The sequence below is a fragment of the Streptomyces sp. NPDC034111 genome (assembly GCF_055575375.1).
Genome location: NZ_JBVIST010000004.1, coordinates 494496 through 513767, shown reverse-complemented (window position 1 = coordinate 513767; position 19272 = coordinate 494496). Strand labels below are relative to the sequence as shown.

The window sequence follows — 19272 nt, the reverse complement described above, 5'->3', positions numbered from 1 at the left end:
AGCCCTCCCCAGCCCGCCGGGCGCGAGCGCCGCGTAGGCGTAGGGACACCGTCGACGGGTGCGCCGCCGCGTGCGCCCCAAGACTCGGTAATGTCCGGAAAAGCCTTGCTGCACTACTCAATTCGGGCCTAGCTTCCTTTCCTGGCACGGGCCGGGGAGGGACCGTTCCGTTGGGGGGACACGTGGCTCGCAGTGGCGCACGGCTCGTGGTCGACACGGGGGTTCCAGGACTGATCGTCAAGATCGGGGCGTACCCCCTGCATCACGGCGGGGTGGGGGCGATCCGCAGCCTGGGGCGGCTCGGCGTGCCCATGTATGCCGTCACGGAGGACCGCTTCACCCCCGCGGCGGTCTCCCGCTATCTCAGCGGCCGTTTCGTCTGGCCCACCACCGGGCGCGAGGAGCCGGACCGGCTGGTGGCGGGGCTGCTGCGGATCGGCCGCCGGATCGGCCGGCCGGCGGTCCTGTTCCCCACCGACGAAGAGGCCGCGGTGCTGATCGCCGAGCACGCCGGGGCGCTCGCCGGACCGTTCCTCTTCCCCCGGGCGGCGGCCGGTCTGCCGCGCCGGCTGGCCAGCAAACAGGGCCTGTACGAGCTGTGCGCGGAGCACGGTGTGCCGTCGCCGGCCGCCGCGTTCCCCGCGTCGTACGCGGACATAGAGGTGTACGCCAGGCAGGCGCGCTTCCCGGTGGTGGCCAAGAACCGCGAGGCGTTCGTACGGCGCGCCAGGCCCGCGGTCGCCGGCACGACCCGGATCCACGGTCCCGGCCAACTCCTCGATCTGGCACGGGGCTGGGGCCCGCGGCCGGGCGTGGTCCTTCAGGAGTATCTGCCGGGGGAAGCGGCCGAGGACTGGATCGTGCACGCCTGCTTCGCCGCGGACGGCGCGCCGCTGGCGCTGTTCACCGGCGTCAAGGTCCGCTCCTGGCCGCCGCACGCCGGCATGACGGCCTGCGCGTATGTGGTGGACAACCCCGAACTCGTGCGGCGGACCGAGCAGTTCGTCAGGCGGCTCGGGTTCACCGGGATCGCCGACCTGGACTGGCGGTTCGACCGGCGCGACGGCCAGTACAAGCTGCTCGACTTCAACCCGCGGATGGGCGCGCAGTTCCGCCTCTTCGAGAACACCGTCGGCGTCGATGTCGTCCGGGCCCAGCATCTGCACCTCACCGGCCGCCCCGTTCCCAAGGGCGCCCAACGGGCCGGGCGCCGCTTCGTCGTCGAGAACGTCGATCTGCCGGCGCTGCTCGCCTACCGGCGCGGCGGCGGGCGCCGCTCCCCGCACACTCCGGCGCGGGCCACCGGCACCGAGCTGGCGTGGTTCGCCGGCGACGATCCGCTGCCGTTCTTCACCATGCTCGCGCGGTCCGTCGGGCCGGGCGCCAGACATCTGATGCAGCTGCGCCGGGCGCGCCGCCGGGCGGCCACCGACGCGCCACCGAGGCAAGGGGAGGGACCGAAGTGAGCACTCCGGTAGCGGTCATCGGGGCCGGTCCGTACGGCCTGTCGACGGCCGCGCACCTACGGGCGCGCGGTCTGCCGGTGCGGGTCTTCGGGCGGCCGATGGTGAGCTGGCAGACGCAGATGCCCGCGGGCATGCTGCTCAAGTCGACACCGGCCGCCTCCAGCATCCACACGCCGCAGGCCGGGCACACCCTGGCCGACTACTGCGCGGCGGCGGGGGAGCGGCGCTACGCGTCGGACTGGGACGTCATCCCCGTCGAGACGTTCGTCCACTACGGGCAGTGGGTGCAACAGCGGCTGGTGCCGGATCTGGAGGAGGTCCGGGTGGTCTCGGTGGACCGGCGGGCCGACGGCTTCGAGCTGAAGCTGGACAGCGGCGAGCAGTTCGGAGCGCGGGCGGTGGTCGTCGCCACCGGGCTGAGCGGTCTCGCCCATCTGCCGCCCGAACTGGCCGCCGCCGTCCCCGATGGGCCCTCCGCCACCGGCCCCGTCTCGCACAGCTCGCAGCACCACGATCTGTCGGCGCTGGCCGGCCGGGAGGTGGTCGTCATCGGCGCGGGGCAGTCGGCGCTGGAGAGTGCGGTGCTGCTCGCCGAGGCGGGCGCGGCGTCCGTACGGGTGGTGGCGCGCCGGACCGGCGCGGTGGCCTTCGGGGCGCCGCCGGACCGCCAGCCGCGGCTGCGGCCCGCGTCGCCGTTCGGCAACGCCTGGTCCCTGTATGCGCTCAGCCGCCATGCGGGCGCCTTCCGGTATCTGCCGGTGCCCGCGCGGCGCCATCTGGTGCGGCGGGTGCTCGGCCCGCTGGGCGCATGGTGGCTGCGGGACCGTTTCGCCGGACGGGTGCAGGTCACCCAGGGCCGGCGGATCGTACGGGCGAAGGTGCGCGAGGGCCGCCCCGTACTGGCGCTGCGCGGTGCCGACGGCCAGGGAGGGGAGCTCACCGCCGACCACGTACTGGCCGCGACCGGCTACCGGATGGACCTGGGGGCGCTGGACTTCCTGGGGCAGGGGCTGCGCACCGAGCTCGTGGCGCGGGCCGGCGGGCCCCTGCTGGACGCCGGTTTCGGCTCGTCCGTACCGGGGCTGTACTTCACGGGGCTGCCGGCGGCCGCCTCGTTCGGCCCGGTGATGCGCTTCGTGTGCGGCACGGACTTCGCCTCGCCGCGGCTGGCCCGGGCGGTGGCGCGGATCTTCGGCTGACCACCGGGCGAAACCCCGTCTGCTGACGTCGGAGCCCGGGCCTCAGGCAGCGGTTCGTGGTGGCCCGTATACGGCCCTGTCGCGTCCCGGCTGCCGCCGGCCCGGGTGGCTCAAAAGCGAGCGCCGGGCCACCGGATCCGGCCGCGGGCCCCGGGAGTTCGGGGGTGATCCGCGGGCCGTCGGGCCGACGCCCGCGCCGCCGTGCGCACCCCGTAGGCGATCGGGTACCAGCCGTCCCGTACGGGGAGCTCCGGACCCGGGCCGGTCCGGGAGGATGGCGCGAGAGCGGGTGGTCCGCGGGGGTATTCGGCGCTCCGGGAACCGCTGTGACTCCTGGGGCGTCCGGGAGTGTGCTTGCGTCTGCCGGTCCCGTTCGCGGGCGTCAAACCCGCGTCAAGGGGAGATATGGGATATACCCGCCAGGGCGTCGCCACGCTTCCAGGGCGGTTCGGGGGGCAGGCGCTCACGGTGATCGAACTGCGACCGGATACGCTGGCCAGTGGTGGAGACAGCGACAGATCGACATTCAGTTTGATCGTCAGCAGACAGGAGTACCCCTCGTGACCGTCGTCGGGCCCTTCGGGCTGAGCGTGCGGGACCAGGCTCTTGAGGCCGATGTCCAGGCCGGGTTGGCGGCTGTCGAGGAGGGCCTGCTGGAGGCCACCAAGAGCGACGTGCCGTTCATCACCGAAGCCGCGCAGCATCTCGTGCGCGCGGGCGGCAAGCGGTTCCGGCCGCTGCTGGTGATGCTGGCCGCCCAGTTCGGTGACCCCTACAGCCCGGGCGTGGTGCCCTCCGCCGTCGTCGTGGAGCTGACCCATCTGGCGACGCTCTACCACGACGACGTGATGGACGAGGCCGATGTGCGCCGCGGGGTGGCCAGCGCCAACGCCCGCTGGGGCAACTCCGTCGCGGTACTGACCGGCGACTTCCTCTTCGCGCGCGCCTCGCACATCCTCGCCGACCTCGGTCCCGAGGCGGTCCGGATCCAGGCGGAGGCGTTCGAGCGCCTGGTGACCGGCCAGATCCTGGAGACCGCCGGACCGCGCGACGGCCGCGACCCCATCGACCACTACCTGGACGTCCTGGCGGGCAAGACCGGCTCGCTGGTCGCCGTCGCCTGCCGCTTCGGCGCCATGATGTCGGGCGCCGAGGAGTCCACGGCCAACATCCTCACCCAGTACGGCGAGCGGCTGGGTACCGCCTTCCAGCTGGCCGACGACGTACTGGACATCGCCAGCGACTCGCACGAGTCCGGCAAGACGCCCGGTACGGACCTGCGCGAGGGCATCGCCACGCTGCCTGTGCTGCATCTGCGGGCCCGGGCCGAGAGCGGCTCCGGCACACCCGAGGACCGTGCGCTGTGCGAGCTGCTGGCCGGTGACCTCACCGACGACGGCCGGCACGCCGAGGCGCTGGCCGGGCTGCGCGCCCACCCGGCGCTCGAAGAGGCCCGACGGGACACCGTGCGCTATGCGGAGGAGGCGCGGGCGGCACTGGCGCCGCTGCCGTCGTGCATGGCCAAGGCGGCCCTGGAGGGCCTGTGCGACGCGGTGGTCCACCGCGCCGGATGAGCCGGACGGGCCGGTCCCTCAGGGTCCGGCCGCCCGTTCCCCTAGGGAGCGATCAGACTCCAGTGGTACGTACCCCTCCTCCGCGGTGACCCGGCGTCATACCTCAGCAGTACGACGAGTTGCGCCCGCGGGCGGACGCTTTGCACCGCGCGATTTGGTGAGATGGAAAGCACCACAGCGCGGCGGCGAGGGTCACAGGCAGCCCCAGGGGAGGGCAAGTGGTCAGCACAGCAGCCGCCGCAGACGACGGAGGTAGGCAGATGCCACGGTACGAACCGACAGAGGTCACCGGCGAAGGGGACGGGGCACCCTTCCCGAAGCGCCGTAAGGCGGTGCGGTACGCCGTGCCCGTCGCGGTGGCGGGGGTGGCGGCGGCCACCATCGGGCTGGTCCCGGCGTTCGCCGGCTCCGGTTCCCCGGACCTGCCGAAGATCTCGGCACAGGACCTCATAGCCAAGGTCGCCACGTCGGATGTCCAGCAGCTGTCCGGCACGGTCCGTGTCACCACGGACCTCGGCCTGCCGTCCCTGGCGGGCATGGGCGGAGGCGCCGGCGGCTTCGGCGGCAGCCAGGGCGGCGGCGAAGAGGGCGCGAAGGGCGGGGACGGTGCGTCCGCTTCTCCCCAGAACAAGCTGATGGAGCTGGCGTCCGGTGAGCACACGCTCCGCGTCGCCGCCGACGGCCCCGACAAGCAGCGGCTCTCCATCGTCGACAAGGCCGCCGAGTACAGCCTCGTCCACAACGGCAAGGACGTCTGGGCGTACGACAGCGGCAGCAACACCGCCGTCCACAGCACCGCGCCCGGCGCCGGCCGGCCCGGGACGCAGGGACACAAGCCCAAGGACCTCCCCAAGGACCTGAAGAACGCCACCCCGCAGGACCTGGCGAAGCAGGCCCTGGAGGCGGCCGGTGACACGACCTCGGTCACCGTCGACGGCACCGCCAGGGTCGCCGGGCGGGACGCCTACCAGCTGCTGATCAAGCCCAAGCAGGCCGCCTCGACGGTCGGCTCGATCCGGATCGCGGTGGACGCCGACAACGGCACCCCGCTGAAGTTCACCCTCACCCCCAAGAGCGGTGGCGCGGCGGCCATCGACGTCGGCTACACCAGCGTCGACTTCGGCAAGCCCGACGCGGGCCAGTTCTCCTTCGCCCCGCCCAAGGGCGCCAAGGTCGTCGACGGCGGCAAGGCGCGGGCCGAGGCCGAGCGCGAACACGCCAAGGGCGCCCACGACTTCGCCGCCGGCAAGGGCGCGAAGGACCTCGAGAAGGACCTCGGCGGACTGAACGTCATCGGCAAGGGCTGGACGTCCATCGCCACGATCAAGGGCGCCGGCGCCGGCCTGCCCTCCGGCAAGGACCAGGGCCCCGCAGGCGACGCGGGCAAGTTCCTGGACAGCCTCGGCGACAAGGTCAGCGGCTCCTTCGGCTCCGGCCGGATCTTCAGCACGCGCCTGGTCAACGCCCTGATAACCGACCACGGCACGATCTACGTCGGCGCCGTCGACAAGCAGGCCCTGATCGACGCGGCCAACGCCGCCAAGTAACGGGCAACCGCAGCGAACGAGGGCCCGCCGCGCCGCCGTCTCCGGTGGCGTGGCGCGGCCCGCAGGCCTTGCGCAGACCATGGGGGAGCCGATGCCACAGCCGCCCGCGACGCGGCCCGACGGCGCGCGCCCACCCCTGCCCGCGGGCGCGCCCGGGAGCGCGCCGGCCCAGGACCCGGCGATCGAGACGCGGGGGCTGACCAAGGCCTACCGCGGCGGCCAGCTCGCCGTCGACCGCCTCGATCTGGTCGTACCGCGCGGCAGCGTCTTCGGCTTCCTCGGCCCCAACGGCTCCGGCAAGACCACCACCATCCGCATGCTGATGGGCCTGATCGACGCGACCGCCGGCACCGCCCGGGTGCTGGGGCAGCCGATGCCCGCCGCGGGCCGCCGGGTGCTGCCCAGGGTCGGCGCCCTGATCGAGGGCCCGGCGCTCTACGGCTTCCTCAGCGGCCGCGACAATCTCCGGCGCTTCGACGCCGCGGACCCGGCGGCCGACCCCCGCACCCGCGAGGAGCGGGTCGGCCGGGCGCTGGAGCGGGTGGGCCTGGCCGCAGCGGCCGGCAAGAAGGCACGCGCCTACTCCCTCGGGATGAAGCAGCGCCTCGGGCTGGCCGCCGCCCTGCTCCAGCCCCGCGAGCTGCTGGTGCTCGACGAGCCGACCAACGGCCTGGACCCGCAGGGCATGCGGGAGATCCGGGCCCTGGTCCGCGAGCTGGCGGCGGACGGCACCACCGTCTTTCTCTCCTCCCACCTCCTCGACGAGATCGAGCAGGTCTGCACCCATGCCGCGGTGATGGCGCGCGGCCGGCTGATCACCCAGGGCACGGTCGCCGACCTCTCCGCCACGGTCCTCGGCCCGCGGGGCAGCGGCCGGCTGACGGTGACCACCCCGGACCCGGCGGACGCCGTCCGGGTGCTGAAGGAGCAGGGCATGACCGATCTCCGGACCGCCGGCGAGCGGGTGACGGGGGAGCTGCCGGGCACCCCGGACGGCCAGGCGCCGCCCGAACTCGCCGACCTCAACGCCGCGCTGGTACACGCCGGGGTCCGCGTCCGGGCCTTCGGTACCGAGCGCGCCTCGCTGGAGGACATCTTCGTCGAGCTGACCGGGGAGGGCTTCGATGTCGCAGGCTGAGGTGTCGCAGGCCGAGGCGGTGTCGCGCCGGCCCCGACCGCTGTGGTCGCTCGGCCTGCTGCGCAACGAGATCACCACGACCTTCCGGCGCTGGCGCACCCTCGCACTGCTGGCGGTGCTCGCGGGCGTACCGGTCCTGGTCGGTACCGCCGTCAAGATGGAGACCGGCGACGGCGGTTCCACGGGCGGCGGTGGCGGCGAGGCCGGCCCGGCGTTCATCTCCCAGGTCACGAACAACGGCCTCTTCCTGGTCTTCACCTCGCTCGCAGTGACGCTGCCGTTCTTCCTGCCGATGGCCATCGGTGTGATCGCGGGCGACTCCATAGCCGGCGAGGCGCACACCGGAACGCTGCGCTACCTCCTGGTCGCCCCTGCGGGCCGGACGCGTCTTCTGCTGGTCAAGTACGCCACCACGCTGACGTTCTGTCTGGTGGGCACCCTGGTCGTGGCGCTCTCCGCGCTGGTGACGGGGGCGCTGCTCTTCCCTCTGGGCGAGGTCACCCTGCTGTCCGGGACCTCCATACCCTTCACCGAGGGGCTGCTGAGGGCGCTGGCCATCGCCGGGGTGGTGGCGCTGTCGCTCATCGGGGTGGCCGCCGTCGGCCTGTTCCTCTCCACGCTCACCACCAGCGGTGTCGCCGCCATGGCGACGACCGTCGGCCTGCTGATCACCGTGCAGATCCTGGACACCATCCCGCAGTTGGAAGCCGTCCAGCCGTACCTCTTCCCGCACTACTGGCTGTCCTTCGCGGATCTGCTCCGCGACCCCGTCTACTGGGACCAGTTGCAGAAGAACCTCGGCCTTCAGGCGCTGTACGCGGTGGTGTTCGGCTCGGCGGCCTGGGCGCGGTTCACCACGCGGGACATCACTGCGTGACGCCGGGGTTCCCGGGTGCCGCGGTCTGCGCGGCGGGGGCCACACCACCGGTCGAGGCCTCGACACCACCGGTCGCGGCCTCCCGCGCCCCGGCCGCGGCCGCCTCGCCCGCCCGGTCCGCGGCCCTGGCCAGCTCCGTCCGCGCCCGGCGCGCCGTCCGCAGCGCATCCCAGGTCAGCACCGCGAGGGCGCCCCACACCAGCGCGAAACCGGCCCAGCGCTCCGGCGGCATCTCCTCGTGGAAGACCGTGAGCCCCAGCAGGAACTGAAAGGTCGGCGCCAGGTACTGCATCATCCCGATCACGGTCAGCGGCAGCCGCATCGCCGCGGCGCCGAAGCAGATCAGCGGCACCGCCGTGGCGATACCGCAGCCCGAGAGCAGCAGCGCCTGGCCCACCCCGCCGCTGAGGAAGCTGGACTCGCCGTGTGCGCCGAGGAAGACCAGATAGCCCAGCGCGGGCAGCAGCTGCATGGCGGTCTCGGCGCTGAAGCCCTCGATGCCGTCGAGCTTGATGCCCTTCTTGACCAGCCCGTACGTCGCGAAGGTGAAGGCCAGCGCGAGCGCGATCCAGGGCACCTTGCCGTAGGCGATGGTCATCACGACGACGGCCAGGGCGCCGATGCCCACCGCGGTCCACTGGAGCGGACGCAGCCGCTCCCGCAGCACCAGGACCCCGAAGGCGATGCTGACCAGCGGGTTGATGAAGTAGCCGAGCGACGCCTCCAGGACGTGCCCGGCGTTGACCGCCCAGATGTAGAGAAACCAGTTCGCCGAGATGACCAGGGCGCAGACGAGAATCAGCCCCAGCTTCTTGGGTCGCCGCAGCAGCGGGCCTATCCAGGACCAGCGGCGCAGCACGGCCAGGATGACGAGCGCGACGGGCAGTGACCACGCCATCCGGTGGGCCAGGATCTCGGACGGCGAGGCGGCGTCCAGCAGATGCCAGTAGAGCGGCAGCAGGCCCCACATGGTGTAGGCGGCGAAGCCATAGGCGAGTCCGGTGCGCTGATCGGATCGAGGCTGCAAGAGGACCCTCCCGGTGTGCTCCGTCGTTCCTGCGACGGTAGCGCCCTGCGACCCGCCTGTCATGTGCGTTCCGATATACGGTCATGACATCCGGAGGGCGACCCGCGTGCCCTCAGAGGGGCGGCCGGTTCAGCGCCTCCGCGACCGCCCCGGGCGGGCGGTGCGGTCGGGCCCGTGGACGACGAAACGGGTGCCCCCGGGAGCGCGTACAGCACTCCCGGAGGCACCCGTGGGGACCGAGTGGCCGGGTGGCCGGGCCGTCAGCCGACGACCGTCCAGGTGTCGTTGCCGGCCAGCAGCGCGGCGAGGTCGCCCTTGCCCTTCTGCTCGATGGCGGTGTCCAGTTGCTCGGACATCAGGGTGTCGTAGACCGGCCGGTCGACGCTGCGCAGCACACCGATGGGGGTGCGGTAGAGGGTGTCGGGGTCGGCGAGGCGGGAGAGGGCGAAGGCGGTGGTGGGGGAGGGGTTGTGGGCGTCGTGCACCAGCACGCCGTCCGTGCCCTCCTCCTGTACGTCGATGACCTTGAGGTCGCCGGTGGCCGGGTCGCGGACCACGCCCTTGGAGCCCATACCGTCGGGGGCCAGGGCACCGAAGCGGATCGGCTGCCCGTGCTCCAGGCGGATGACGGCCTCCTGGGCCTTCTCCTTGTCCTTGAGGACGTCGAAGGCGCCGTCGTTGAAGATGTTGCAGTTCTGGTAGATCTCCACCAGCGCCGTGCCCGGGTGGGCGGCGGCCTCGCGCAGCACGGAGGTCAGGTGCTTGCGGTCGGAGTCGACCGTGCGCGCCACGAAGGAAGCCTCGGCGCCGAGCGCCAGCGAGACCGGGTTGAACGGCGCGTCCAGCGAGCCCATCGGCGTCGACTTGGTGATCTTGCCGACCTCGGAGGTGGGGCTGTACTGGCCCTTGGTCAGCCCGTAGATCCGGTTGTTGAACAGCAGGATCTTGAGGTTGACGTTGCGCCGCAGGGCGTGGATGAGGTGGTTGCCGCCGATGGACAGCGCATCGCCGTCGCCCGTGACGACCCATACGGACAGATCGCGCCGCGAGGAGGCCAGGCCGGTGGCGATGGCCGGGGCGCGGCCGTGGATGGAGTGCATCCCGTAGGTGTTCATGTAGTACGGGAAGCGGGAGGAGCAGCCGATGCCGGAGACGAAGACGATGTTCTCCTTCGCCAGGCCGAGCTCGGGCATGAAGCCCTGCACGGCGGCGAGGACGGCGTAGTCACCGCAGCCGGGGCACCAGCGCACTTCCTGATCGGACTTGAAGTCCTTCATGGACTGCTTGGCGTCGGCCTTGGGCACCAGGGAGAGCGCCTCGATCTGCGAGGGCCTCTCCGAGATCGCCTCAGTCATTGATGGCCTCCTTAAAGACCTCCGCGAGCTGCTCGGCCTTGAACGGCATTCCGCTGACCTGGGTGTGCGAGCGCGCGTCCACCAAGTACTTGGCGCGCAGCAGAGTGGCGAGCTGTCCGAGGTTCATCTCCGGCACGATCACCTTGTCGTAACGCGCCAGGACCTCGCCGAGATTCCGTGGGAAGGGGTTGAGGTGGCGCAGGTGGGCCTGCGCGATGCGCTCCCCCGCGCCCCGTACGCGCCGTACCGCCGCGGTGATCGGCCCGTACGTCGACCCCCAGCCGAGGACGAGGGTGCGGGCACCCTGGCCGCTCTCGCCGGCGGGGTCGTCGACCTCGAGGTCCGGTACGGCGATGCCGTCGACCTTCGCCTGGCGGGTGCGCACCATGAAGTCGTGGTTGGCCGGGTCGTAGGAGATGTTGCCGGTGCCGTCCTGCTTCTCGATGCCGCCGATGCGGTGCTCCAGACCCGGCGTGCCCGGCACCGCCCAGGGGCGGGCGAGCGACTGCTCGTCGCGCTTGTACGGCCAGAACACCTCGGTGCCGTCCGCCAGCTCGTGGTTGGGGCCGGAGGCGAACTGGACGCGCAGGTCCGGGAGTTCGTCGAGGTCGGGGATCCGCCAGGGCTCGGAGCCGTTGGCCAGGTAGCCGTCGGAGAGCAGGAAGACCGGGGTGCGGTAGGTGAGCGCGATACGGGCCGCGTCCAGCGTCGCGTCGAAGCAGTCGGCGGGCGTGCGGGGCGCCACGATCGGCACCGGGGCCTCGCCGTTGCGCCCGTACATCGCCTGGAGCAGATCGGCCTGCTCGGTCTTCGTCGGCAGACCCGTCGAGGGCCCGCCGCGCTGGATGTCCACGACCAGCAGCGGCAGTTCGAGGCTGACCGCGAGACCGATGGTCTCCGACTTCAGCGCCACACCGGGGCCGGAGGTGGTGGTCACCGCCAGCGCACCGCCGAACGCCGCGCCCAGCGCCGCGCCGATGCCCGCGATCTCGTCCTCCGCCTGGAACGTCCGCACACCGAAGTTCTTGTGCTTGGACAGCTCGTGCAGGATGTCGGAGGCCGGGGTGATCGGGTACGAGCCCAGATACAGCGGCAGATCCGCCTGCTGCGAGGCGGCGATCAGGCCGTAGGACAGCGCGAGGTTGCCGGAGATGTTGCGGTAGGTGCCGGTCGGGAAAGCCTGGGTGGCCGGGGCGACCTCGTACGAGACCGCGAAGTCCTCGGTGGTCTCGCCGAAGTTCCAGCCCGCCCGGAAGGCGGTGACGTTCGCCTCCGCGATCTCCGGCTTCTTGGCGAACTTCGACCGCAGGAACTTCTCGGTGCCCTCGGTGGGCCGGTGGTACATCCACGACAGCAGACCCAGCGCGAACATGTTCTTGCTGCGCTCGGCCTCCTTACGGGAGAGCCCGAAGTCCTTCAGCGCCTCGATCGTCAGCGTGGTCAGCGGCACCGGGTGGACGTTGTAGGCCGACAGCGAGCCGTCCTCCAGCGGGCTGGTGGCATAGCCGACCTTCGCCATCGGGCGCTTGGTGAACTCATCGGTGTTGACGATGATCTCCGCGCCCCGCGGCACATCGGCGATGTTCGCCTTGAGCGCGGCCGGGTTCATCGCGACCAGCACGTTCGGAGCGTCACCGGGCGTGAGGATGTCGTGGTCGGCGAAGTGCAGCTGGAAGCTGGAGACACCCGGCAGCGTGCCGGCAGGCGCCCGGATCTCGGCGGGGAAGTTCGGCAGCGTCGACAGGTCGTTACCGAACGACGCCGTCTCGGACGTGAACCGGTCCCCGGTGAGCTGCATTCCGTCGCCGGAGTCACCGGCGAACCGGATGATCACCCGGTCCAGGCGCCGGACTTCCTTGCCCTCCCCGCCATGACCGGAAGAGCGCTGTTCCCCGACAAGCGCTGCGTCGGTCTGCTCGGCTGGGCTACTGACCTGGCTGGTCACTGCTTCGGACCTCCCTCGAGGGGTGCGGCGTCCCCGCCGGAGGCAGGGCTCGGGACGTGTCGTACCGACCGGTTGTCCCATAACCATCGTACGTGGGTAAGGGTGCCCTTCCCTGGGTCGGTCACATGGTGGACGTGGAGATGAGACAGTGATCTGGTGCGTTTTGTCATGAAATCATCGCCCCCGTGCCCCCCTCTTCATGACGCTCCGGACTCGTCCCTTGGTTCTACGACCGAAGTCCTGGACCCGGGCGGTACCGCCCTGACCAGTCCGTCTGACAGGGTGTCAGACGGTCAGGAGTTGAGGTAGGTCAGGACGGCGAGCACTCTGCGGTGATCCCCGTCACTCTGCGCCAGCCCCAGCTTCAGGAAGATGTTGCTGACGTGCTTCTCCACCGCACCGTCGCTGACCACCAGCTGCCGGGCGACCGCGGAGTTCGTCCGGCCCTCGGCCATCAGCCCCAGCACCTCGCGCTCCCGTGGCGTCAGATGGGCCAGCACGTCCTGCTTACGGCTGCGGCCCAGCAGCTGGGCCACCACCTCCGGGTCCAGCGCGGTCCCGCCCCCGGCGACCCGGACCACCGCGTCGACGAACTCCCGCACCTCGGCCACCCGGTCCTTGAGCAGATAGCCGACGCCCCGGCTGGAGCCGGCCAGCAGCTCCGTGGCGTACTGCTCCTCGACGTACTGCGACAGCACCAGGACCCCGAGGTCCGGGTGGTCGCGGCGGAGCCGGATGGCGGCCCGAACCCCCTCGTCGGTGTGCGTCGGCGGCATCCGTACGTCCGCCACCACCACATCCGGCAGCGCACCCTCGTCGGCCAGCTCCCCGATCGCCTTGATCAGCGCCTCGGCGTCCCCCACACCCGCCACGACCTCATGGCCACGGTCCGTGAGCAGCCGGGTCAGCCCCTCCCGGAGCAGCACCGAATCCTCGGCGATGACCACCCGCACCTTGTCCTCCACGGTTCAGACTCCCCCTGCCTCGTCGCGCCCACCCTGCCGGCCCCAGCATCCCAGCATCCGGACGGAACGGGCCCGGGGGATGCGGGGCGCGGGTGCCGATGAGGCGGTACGGACCCGTGCCGGCCGGAGACCATGAGGCGCCCCGTGGCTCGCATCAGAGGGCCCGCGGCCGGCCCTGCTCCGGGGCGCCGGTGGTCATCCGCGCCAGGGGAGTTCGGCGGTGACGGAGGTCGGACCGCCGGCCGGGGAGTCGACCATCAGCAGGCCGTCCACGGAGTCGAGCCGCTCGGCGAGACCGGCCAGGCCGGTACCGGCGTCGGTGTGGGCACCGCCCCGCCCGTCGTCCGTCACCAGCAGCATGATCCGGTCCCCGGTGCGCCAGATGTCCAGCGTCGCGCCGGTGGCACGGGCGTGCTTGGAGACGTTCTGGAGCAGCTCGGAGGCGGTGAAGTACGCGATGCCCTCGATCGCCGCGGCCGGCCGGTGCTCCAGGTCCACGGTCACCCGCACCGGAACCGCGCAGCGCGCGGCCAGCGCCGAGAGGGCCGGGCCGAGCCCCCGGTCGGTGAGGATCGCCGGGTGGATGCCCCGGGCCAGGTCCCGCAGCTCCTGGAGCGCGATCTTCACCTCGCCGTGTGCCTCGTCGACCATCTTCGCCGCGGCCTGCGGGTCCTCCGCCAGCTTCTCCCTGGCCAGGCCCAGATCCATGGCGAGCGACACCAGCCGGGCCTGCGCGCCGTCGTGCAGATCGCGCTCGATCCGCCGCAGATCGGCCGCCGCGGTGTCCACCACCACCCCGCGGTCGGACTCCAGCTGTGAGACCCGGGTGGCGAGCGAGGAGGGGCCCAGCAGACCGCGCACCATGACCCGGTCCACCTGCGTCAGCCCGTGGATCAGCCACGGCCCGGCCAGTACGAGCAGCAGTCCGGCCCCGCTGGTGAACCCGATCTCCGCCGGGGTGTCGAGAAAGAAGCCATGGCCGTTGCCGTCGCCCCACATCTGGAGGCCGGGCCGGCCGAGGTACGCGGGGAACGTCCACCGCCACAGCGGATAGGCCAGCAGCGTCCAGCCGATGGCCCAGAAGGTCACCGACAGGACGAAGGAGAAGAGCGCCCACGGGAAGTGCAGCAGCGCGTAGAGGAGGTGCCGCCAGGACACCCCGCTCTTCAGCACCGCCGCGATCCACCCCATGGGGCCGGGCTTCGCGGGGCGCACCGGCTCCGGATCGGCCACGCCCACACCCAGCAGGCCCCGGGCCCGCGCCCGCTCGACGCTCCCCAGCGCCCGGCTGCCGGCCAGACCGGCGGCCAGCACCGGAATGCCCAGGAACGTCACCAGCAGGCCGGCGCCGAGCGCGAGCACGGCTGTCGCGTACGCGAACATCACGACGGACATCGGGAGGCCGAGGAAGAGGTACAGGAACTCCCGCCAGGTGCGCCCGGAGAAGGGGGCGCGCAGCCCCATGGGCACCATCGGGCCGTGGGGCCGGGGTGCGTAGGCACTGTCCATCGTCGCGTCGTCCGTTCTGCCGTGTGCGGTCCCTGCCTGCCGGCGCCGCTGCCTGAGCGCAGGTCCTCCGCGGGCCCTGCGGCTCTTTCCGCCACGCCAAGCCTCCGCGAGCCGGGCCTCCCGCACCATGAGGGTCCTCGCAGTCCTTCCCGGGGGTTTTCCCCACCCCCGCCACCGGGGGAAGGGCCCGCCCGGCGGGTCAGCGCCCCCGCGGTACCGGCCGGGCCCCGCCGCCTGCTCTCCCTCTCACCCGCGCACCCGCGTCTCGGTACGCGCCCGCCACGGCAGCTCCGCCGTCACCCGGGTCGGCCCGCCGGCCGGCGAATCCAGCACGAACAGCCCGTCCACCGACCCCAGCCGCTCGGCGAGCCCGGCCATCCCGCTGCCGCCGTCCAGCCGCGCCCCGCCCCGCCCGTCGTCCACCACCTGGATCAGCAGCCGGTCCCGCGCCCGCCACACCTCGACGGACGCCTGCCGCGCCGCACTGTGCTTGGAGACGTTCTGGAGCAGCTCGGAGACGGTGAAGTAGACGATGCCCTCGATGGCGGGCGCGGGCCGCTCGTCCAGATCCACGGCCGTCGTCGTGGGCACCGTGCAGCGCCCGGCCAGCGAGGCCAGCGCGGGGCCCAGTCCGCGGTCGGTGAGGATCGCCGGGTGGATACCCCGGGCCAGGTCCCGCAGCTCCTGAAGTGCCAGCTTCACCTCGCCGTGCGCCTCGTCCACCATCGCCGCCACGCTCTCGTCGGCCTGACCCTCCAGCAGCTTCTCCTTCGCCAGGCCCAGCCCCATGGCCAGGGCCACCAGCCGGGCCTGCGCGCCGTCGTGCAGATCCCGTTCGATGCGCCGCAGATCGGCGGCCGCGGTGTCGGTGACCGTCACCCGGTCCGACTCCAGCTCGGCGATCCGCCGCTCCAGCTCGTCGGACGGCGACAGCAGCCCGCGCGCCATCGCCCGGTCCGCATTCGCCAGCCAGCGCGCCGTCCACGGCAGCACCGGCCACCCCACGAAGAGCGAGACCAGGACGACCGCGAAGGTGAACAGGGACCACGGCAGCCGGATGAAGGTGAACAGCGCATGGCGCCAGGCGACCGGATCCTTCAACCGCGTCCACAGCCACGGGAAGAACCCGCGCTCCCGCGGCCGCAGCGGACTGGGCTCCTCGATCCGCACCCCCAGCAGCGCCCGCGCCCGGGCCCGCTCCAGCTTCCCGTACTGCCGGCACATCCCCAGCCCCGCGGCCAGCAGCGGCAGCCCGACCACGGTCACCGACAGCCCGGTGCCCAGCGCCAGCCACACCACCAGCACCACGAACGCCACGACGCCCACCGGGAGATTGGCCAGCAGATATCCGATCTCCCGCCATGTCGCCCCGCTGAAAGGCGCGCGGGGCGGTGGTGGTGAAACGCCGTCAAGGCCGTCGTCGGTGGCGTGGGACCGGGAACTCTCCGTCATGTGCCCAGCCTGCCCGGCCACGACCGGCGGGTGCCATGGGGCAGCTGGGGTGGTAGGGGTGGGGTTTGCCCTACCTTCGGTGGGCGCGGTACGCCCCGCCGCAGGTCAACGCCCTGGCGCGGGGCGGGGCGCCGCCGCTGGAGCGGTGGCCGTCTCGTTATCCACAGCGGTGGACACGGCGCGCCGGCGGGACCGTATTGTGTGGCGGTGCACAACGGGAGGGGCGAGGGGCGATGGCGGGGAGTTACGACGGCCGGCTGCTGAAGCCGGAGTTCGCCGCGCGGCAGCCTGACGCCATGGCGTGTGACCTCACCGACGCCGTGGCCGGCCCCCTCGAAGTCCGCGGCTGGGGCTGGGGCGAGCACAGCAGGAACTGGACCGCGATGACGGCGAGTGTGCTGCTCGCGGCGGTCGCCGGCTCCTGCGCGCACACCTGGTACGCGGACGGTGCCGCCCTGGGACTCGGGATTGCCGCCGTCGTGGTCGCGGGCGCGGGGGTCGCGGTGGGCGCGCTCGCCGGGCGCGGTGGACGGCCCGCGCCGGCTGCCGCCCTGGTGCTGCTCGGTGGTGTCCTCGGTGTGGCCGCCGCGTGGCAGGGCGCCCCGGGCGCCGGTGCCAGGCTCGCCGCCGTCGGACTGACCCTCGCGGCGGTGCTCGCCCTCCTCGGATTCTTGACGGGCCTGGGACGCGCCGGCCTCATAGGCGCGGTGTCCGTCGCGCTCGCCGTGGGCGCATGGGAGGCGGGGCTCGCCCTGACCACCGTCGCACGTACGGGAGTTGCGCTCGGCTTCGCCTCCGTACTCGTCCTCGGCTGGCTGCCGCGGCTCGCCCTGAGGACGGCCGGTCTGACCCGGCTCGACGACCAGCGCTCCGGCGGTACGCCCGTCAGCAGGCACCAGGTTGGTGCGGCGTGGGGCGCCGCCCACCGGGAACTGGCCCTGGCCACGGTCGCGATGGCGGCCTCGGCGGGCGCGGCCGGGGTGCTGGCGGTGCGGACGCCCGGTCTGTGGACGGTGCTCGGCGCACTGCTGCTGTGCGTCGTCCTCTGGTCGCGGGCGCGTGCGTATCCGCTGGCGGTGGAGGTCGTCGCGGTGCTGGCGGCCGGGCTGGCGGTGTGCGTCCGCCTGGTGCTGCTCTGGGCCACCGACGGCGGGGCGCCGGCGCTCGGCCTGGCCGCGCTGGGTCTGCTGGCCGCGCTGCCTGTTGTGGTGCTCGCGGTGCGGGTACCGGAGCCGTTGCGGGACCGGCTGTGGCGGTGGCTGGATGTGGTGGAGTCGGTGAGCGTGGTGGCGCTGATCCCGGTGGCCCTCGGGGCCTTCGGGCTCTACGGCCCGCTGTTCGGCGGGTCCTGACCCGGAGGGTGGTGGAGGGGCCGTGACGTCGTCGGGAGCGTATGGCGAGGGAGTTGGCGCCGGCGCAGAAGCAGGCGCGGGAGCAAGCGCGGGAGCAGAAGCAGGAGCAGGCGCGGAAGAGGGAGCTGGAAGCGGAGTGGGAGGAGGTGGGGATGCGATGAGCGCGAAGGACGGGGCGTCCGGGCCAGGTGTTGGTGCCCTCCCCACCGCGGGGCCGATGCCCGCTGCCCCGGGGCCGGCTGCCACACCGATACCGGCCGCCGGGGCGATGCCGTCGCCCGCCGGAACGATGCCGCCGTCCGCCGGGTCGATTTCGTCTTCCGCAGGGTCGATGCCGTCGTCCGCGCCCCCGCCACCGGCCGGGCCGCCTCCTGCCCCGGCACCGCCCGCGGCCCCCCAGCCGCAGGCGTCCCCGGCCGCACCGCAGCCGCATATCGGCATGCCCCAGCCGTCCGCGTCCGCTCCTTCGGCCCCCGCCGCCCCCGCCCACCAGGCTCCGGCCCCCGTGGGCGAGGCCCCCGCGCCCAGCCGTTACGGCCGGCCCGGGCTACCGGCGCGGACACCGATCTCGGTACCCCTTCTGCCGCCCGAACTGGCCGACGGACAGCCCAGGCCCCGACGCGGTGACCCACTGGCCCGCCGGGCCGGCCGCGCGCTGCGCCGGGTGTTCGCCTCGTCCCCGGCCGCCGAGACGGCCGCCGTCACCCAGGCCGCGCACGCCATCCAGCAGCCCGTGACGTCCGGCCGGCAGATCGCGGTGTCCAGCATCCGCGGCGGCGCCGGCAAGTCCACCGTTGCCGCCCTCCTGGCGCTCACCTACGCGCACTTCCGCTCCGACCCCGTGCTCGCCGTCGAGGCGGATCCGGCGCTCGGCACGCTGCCGCACCGCCTCGGCGCACGCGAGGTGCGCTGGTCCGGCAGCGATCTGGCGCAGATCGTCGATCCGTCGATGCTGATCACGGACCTGACCGGCTATCTGCTGCCGTTCGCCGGCGGCGGCTGGCTGCTGCCCGGCAGCCAGGGCGCCATCGGCACCCGGCTCGACCTCGACACCTACCGGGTCGTGATGACATCGCTGCGCCGGCACTTCGCGGCCACGGTCGTGGACTGCGAGACGCTGCCCGCCGAGGTGGCGCGCACCGCGCTGGTGACGACACAGGCGCGGGTGCTGGTGACCCCGGCCACCCCGGAGGGCGTGGCGGCCACCCGTTCCGTACTGAACTGGGTCGGCGGTCTGCACCCAGGCCTGCTGCCGACCACGGTGGTCGTGCTCACCCACTCCTCACCCGACAGCGGCGTCGAGGTACGCAAGGCCGCCGAGCATCTGGGCGCCGGCGGTGCGGCGGTGCTGCCGCTGCCGTACGACCGTCATCTGGCGGCCGGCGGCGCGATCCGTACGGAGCTGCTCGGCGAGCGGACGCGGGAGGCGGCGGCGCGGATCGCGGCCGAGGTGATGGACCGCGCGGTCTCGCGGGACCCGGGCCGGCGGCAGCATCGGCAGCCGGGGACGACATCGGTGCAGGGCCCGGCGGGGGCGACGTACGTGCACGGCCCGGCGGGGACGACGTACGTACCAGGTCCGGCGGGGGCGACGTATGTACAAGGCCCGGCGGGGGCGACGTATGTACAAGGCCCGGCGGGGACGACGTATGCGCAAGGCTCGGCCCCGGCTCCCGCTCCGGCCCAGTCCCCCGCCCCGGTGCGTCCTCCCGTACCGCCGCACACGGCGGCTCCACAGGGCCCGGGCGCCCCTGGTGCCCCCGCGGGCCCCGCCCCCGCGAGCCCCGGCCCCGCCGATCCCGGGAGCCGGAGTCCCTTCGATGGCGGCCCGCTCCGCTGAGCCGCCGCTCCGCGGTGCCTCCCGCC

14 protein-coding genes are annotated in these 19272 nt (G+C 73.0%); 8 read left to right on the top strand and 6 right to left on the bottom strand.

Annotated elements, in window-relative coordinates:
* The first annotated feature begins 182 nt into the window (after positions 1-182).
* The 6 genes from ACZ55A_RS14425 to ACZ55A_RS14400 all read left to right on the top strand — a co-directional run bounded on the left by ACZ55A_RS14425 (position 183) and on the right by ACZ55A_RS14400 (position 7801).
* Complete coding sequence (locus tag ACZ55A_RS14425; RefSeq protein ID WP_468839036.1) at positions 183-1466, top strand: carboxylate--amine ligase; 1284 nt, start codon at positions 183-185, stop codon at positions 1464-1466.
* Positions 1463-2665: an FAD-dependent oxidoreductase gene (locus tag ACZ55A_RS14420; protein WP_468839033.1), complete on the top strand. Its 1203-nt coding sequence runs from the start codon at positions 1463-1465 to the stop codon at positions 2663-2665. The genes ACZ55A_RS14425 and ACZ55A_RS14420 overlap by 4 nt, the downstream gene beginning before the upstream one ends.
* A gap of 560 nt (positions 2666-3225) precedes the next feature.
* A complete protein-coding gene (locus ACZ55A_RS14415; protein ID WP_468839030.1) occupies positions 3226-4239 on the top strand; it encodes a polyprenyl synthetase family protein in 1014 nt (337 codons plus the stop codon).
* Between the two features lie 260 nt (positions 4240-4499).
* Positions 4500-5786, top strand: coding sequence for a LolA family protein (locus tag ACZ55A_RS14410; protein WP_468839027.1), 1287 nt, complete (start codon positions 4500-4502; stop codon positions 5784-5786).
* A 91-nt stretch (positions 5787-5877) separates the two neighbouring features.
* Positions 5878-6924 (top strand): ABC transporter ATP-binding protein, encoded by a 1047-nt coding sequence (locus tag ACZ55A_RS14405; RefSeq protein ID WP_468839024.1) that lies wholly within the window; start codon positions 5878-5880, stop codon positions 6922-6924.
* The gene (locus tag ACZ55A_RS14400) at positions 6911-7801 is read left to right on the top strand and encodes an ABC transporter permease (protein ID WP_468839022.1); all 891 of its coding nucleotides are present in this window, start codon (positions 6911-6913) and stop codon (positions 7799-7801) included. Before ACZ55A_RS14405 ends, ACZ55A_RS14400 begins: the two co-directional genes overlap by 14 nt.
* Here the strand turns inward: ACZ55A_RS14400 and rarD are convergent.
* The 6 genes from rarD to ACZ55A_RS14370 form a co-directional block, all read right to left on the bottom strand.
* The gene (gene rarD / locus ACZ55A_RS14395; RefSeq protein WP_468839019.1) at positions 7791-8828 is read right to left on the bottom strand and encodes an EamA family transporter RarD; all 1038 of its coding nucleotides are present in this window, start codon (positions 8826-8828) and stop codon (positions 7791-7793) included. The two genes, ACZ55A_RS14400 and rarD, sit on opposite strands and share 11 nt — an antisense overlap.
* 260 nt (positions 8829-9088) lie before the next feature.
* The gene (locus ACZ55A_RS14390) at positions 9089-10183 is read right to left on the bottom strand and encodes a 2-oxoacid:ferredoxin oxidoreductase subunit beta (protein ID WP_468839016.1); all 1095 of its coding nucleotides are present in this window, start codon (positions 10181-10183) and stop codon (positions 9089-9091) included.
* Positions 10176-12128 (bottom strand): 2-oxoacid:acceptor oxidoreductase subunit alpha, encoded by a 1953-nt coding sequence (locus tag ACZ55A_RS14385; RefSeq protein WP_468839013.1) that lies wholly within the window; start codon positions 12126-12128, stop codon positions 10176-10178. Before ACZ55A_RS14385 ends, ACZ55A_RS14390 begins: the two co-directional genes overlap by 8 nt.
* A gap of 293 nt (positions 12129-12421) precedes the next feature.
* Positions 12422-13081 (bottom strand): response regulator, encoded by a 660-nt coding sequence (locus tag ACZ55A_RS14380; protein ID WP_468839166.1) that lies wholly within the window; start codon positions 13079-13081, stop codon positions 12422-12424.
* Between the two features lie 207 nt (positions 13082-13288).
* The gene (locus tag ACZ55A_RS14375; RefSeq protein ID WP_468839010.1) at positions 13289-14602 is read right to left on the bottom strand and encodes a sensor histidine kinase; all 1314 of its coding nucleotides are present in this window, start codon (positions 14600-14602) and stop codon (positions 13289-13291) included.
* Between the two features lie 246 nt (positions 14603-14848).
* The gene (locus ACZ55A_RS14370) at positions 14849-16054 is read right to left on the bottom strand and encodes a sensor histidine kinase (protein WP_468839007.1); all 1206 of its coding nucleotides are present in this window, start codon (positions 16052-16054) and stop codon (positions 14849-14851) included.
* A gap of 233 nt (positions 16055-16287) precedes the next feature.
* Between ACZ55A_RS14370 and ACZ55A_RS14365 the strand changes: the two genes are divergently transcribed.
* On the top strand, positions 16288-17406 hold the full coding sequence (locus ACZ55A_RS14365) for a secretion protein snm4 (protein WP_468839004.1): 1119 nt from the start codon (positions 16288-16290) through the stop codon (positions 17404-17406).
* A gap of 439 nt (positions 17407-17845) precedes the next feature.
* Positions 17846-19246 carry a hypothetical protein gene (locus ACZ55A_RS14360; RefSeq protein WP_468839001.1) on the top strand — a complete coding sequence of 467 codons (1401 nt, stop codon included), beginning with the start codon at positions 17846-17848 and terminating at the stop codon, positions 19244-19246.
* Positions 19247-19272: the final 26 nt, after the last annotated feature.

Bases quoted from the DNA above. Each gene is read 5' to 3' on its own strand.
- ACZ55A_RS14410 (WP_468839027.1), top strand. From the start codon at position 4,500: ATGCCACGGTACGAACCGACAGAGGTCACCGGCGAAGGGGACGGGGCA.
- ACZ55A_RS14405 (WP_468839024.1), top strand. From the start codon at position 5,878: ATGCCACAGCCGCCCGCGACGCGGCCCGACGGCGCGCGCCCACCCCTG.
- ACZ55A_RS14400 (WP_468839022.1), top strand. From the start codon at position 6,911: ATGTCGCAGGCTGAGGTGTCGCAGGCCGAGGCGGTGTCGCGCCGGCCC.
- ACZ55A_RS14390 (WP_468839016.1), bottom strand. From the start codon at position 10,183: ATGACTGAGGCGATCTCGGAGAGGCCCTCGCAGATCGAGGCGCTCTCC.
- ACZ55A_RS14375 (WP_468839010.1), bottom strand. From the start codon at position 14,602: ATGGACAGTGCCTACGCACCCCGGCCCCACGGCCCGATGGTGCCCATG.
- ACZ55A_RS14370 (WP_468839007.1), bottom strand. From the start codon at position 16,054: ATGACGGAGAGTTCCCGGTCCCACGCCACCGACGACGGCCTTGACGGC.
- ACZ55A_RS14365 (WP_468839004.1), top strand. From the start codon at position 16,288: ATGGCGGGGAGTTACGACGGCCGGCTGCTGAAGCCGGAGTTCGCCGCG.
- ACZ55A_RS14360 (WP_468839001.1), top strand. From the start codon at position 17,846: ATGCCCCAGCCGTCCGCGTCCGCTCCTTCGGCCCCCGCCGCCCCCGCC.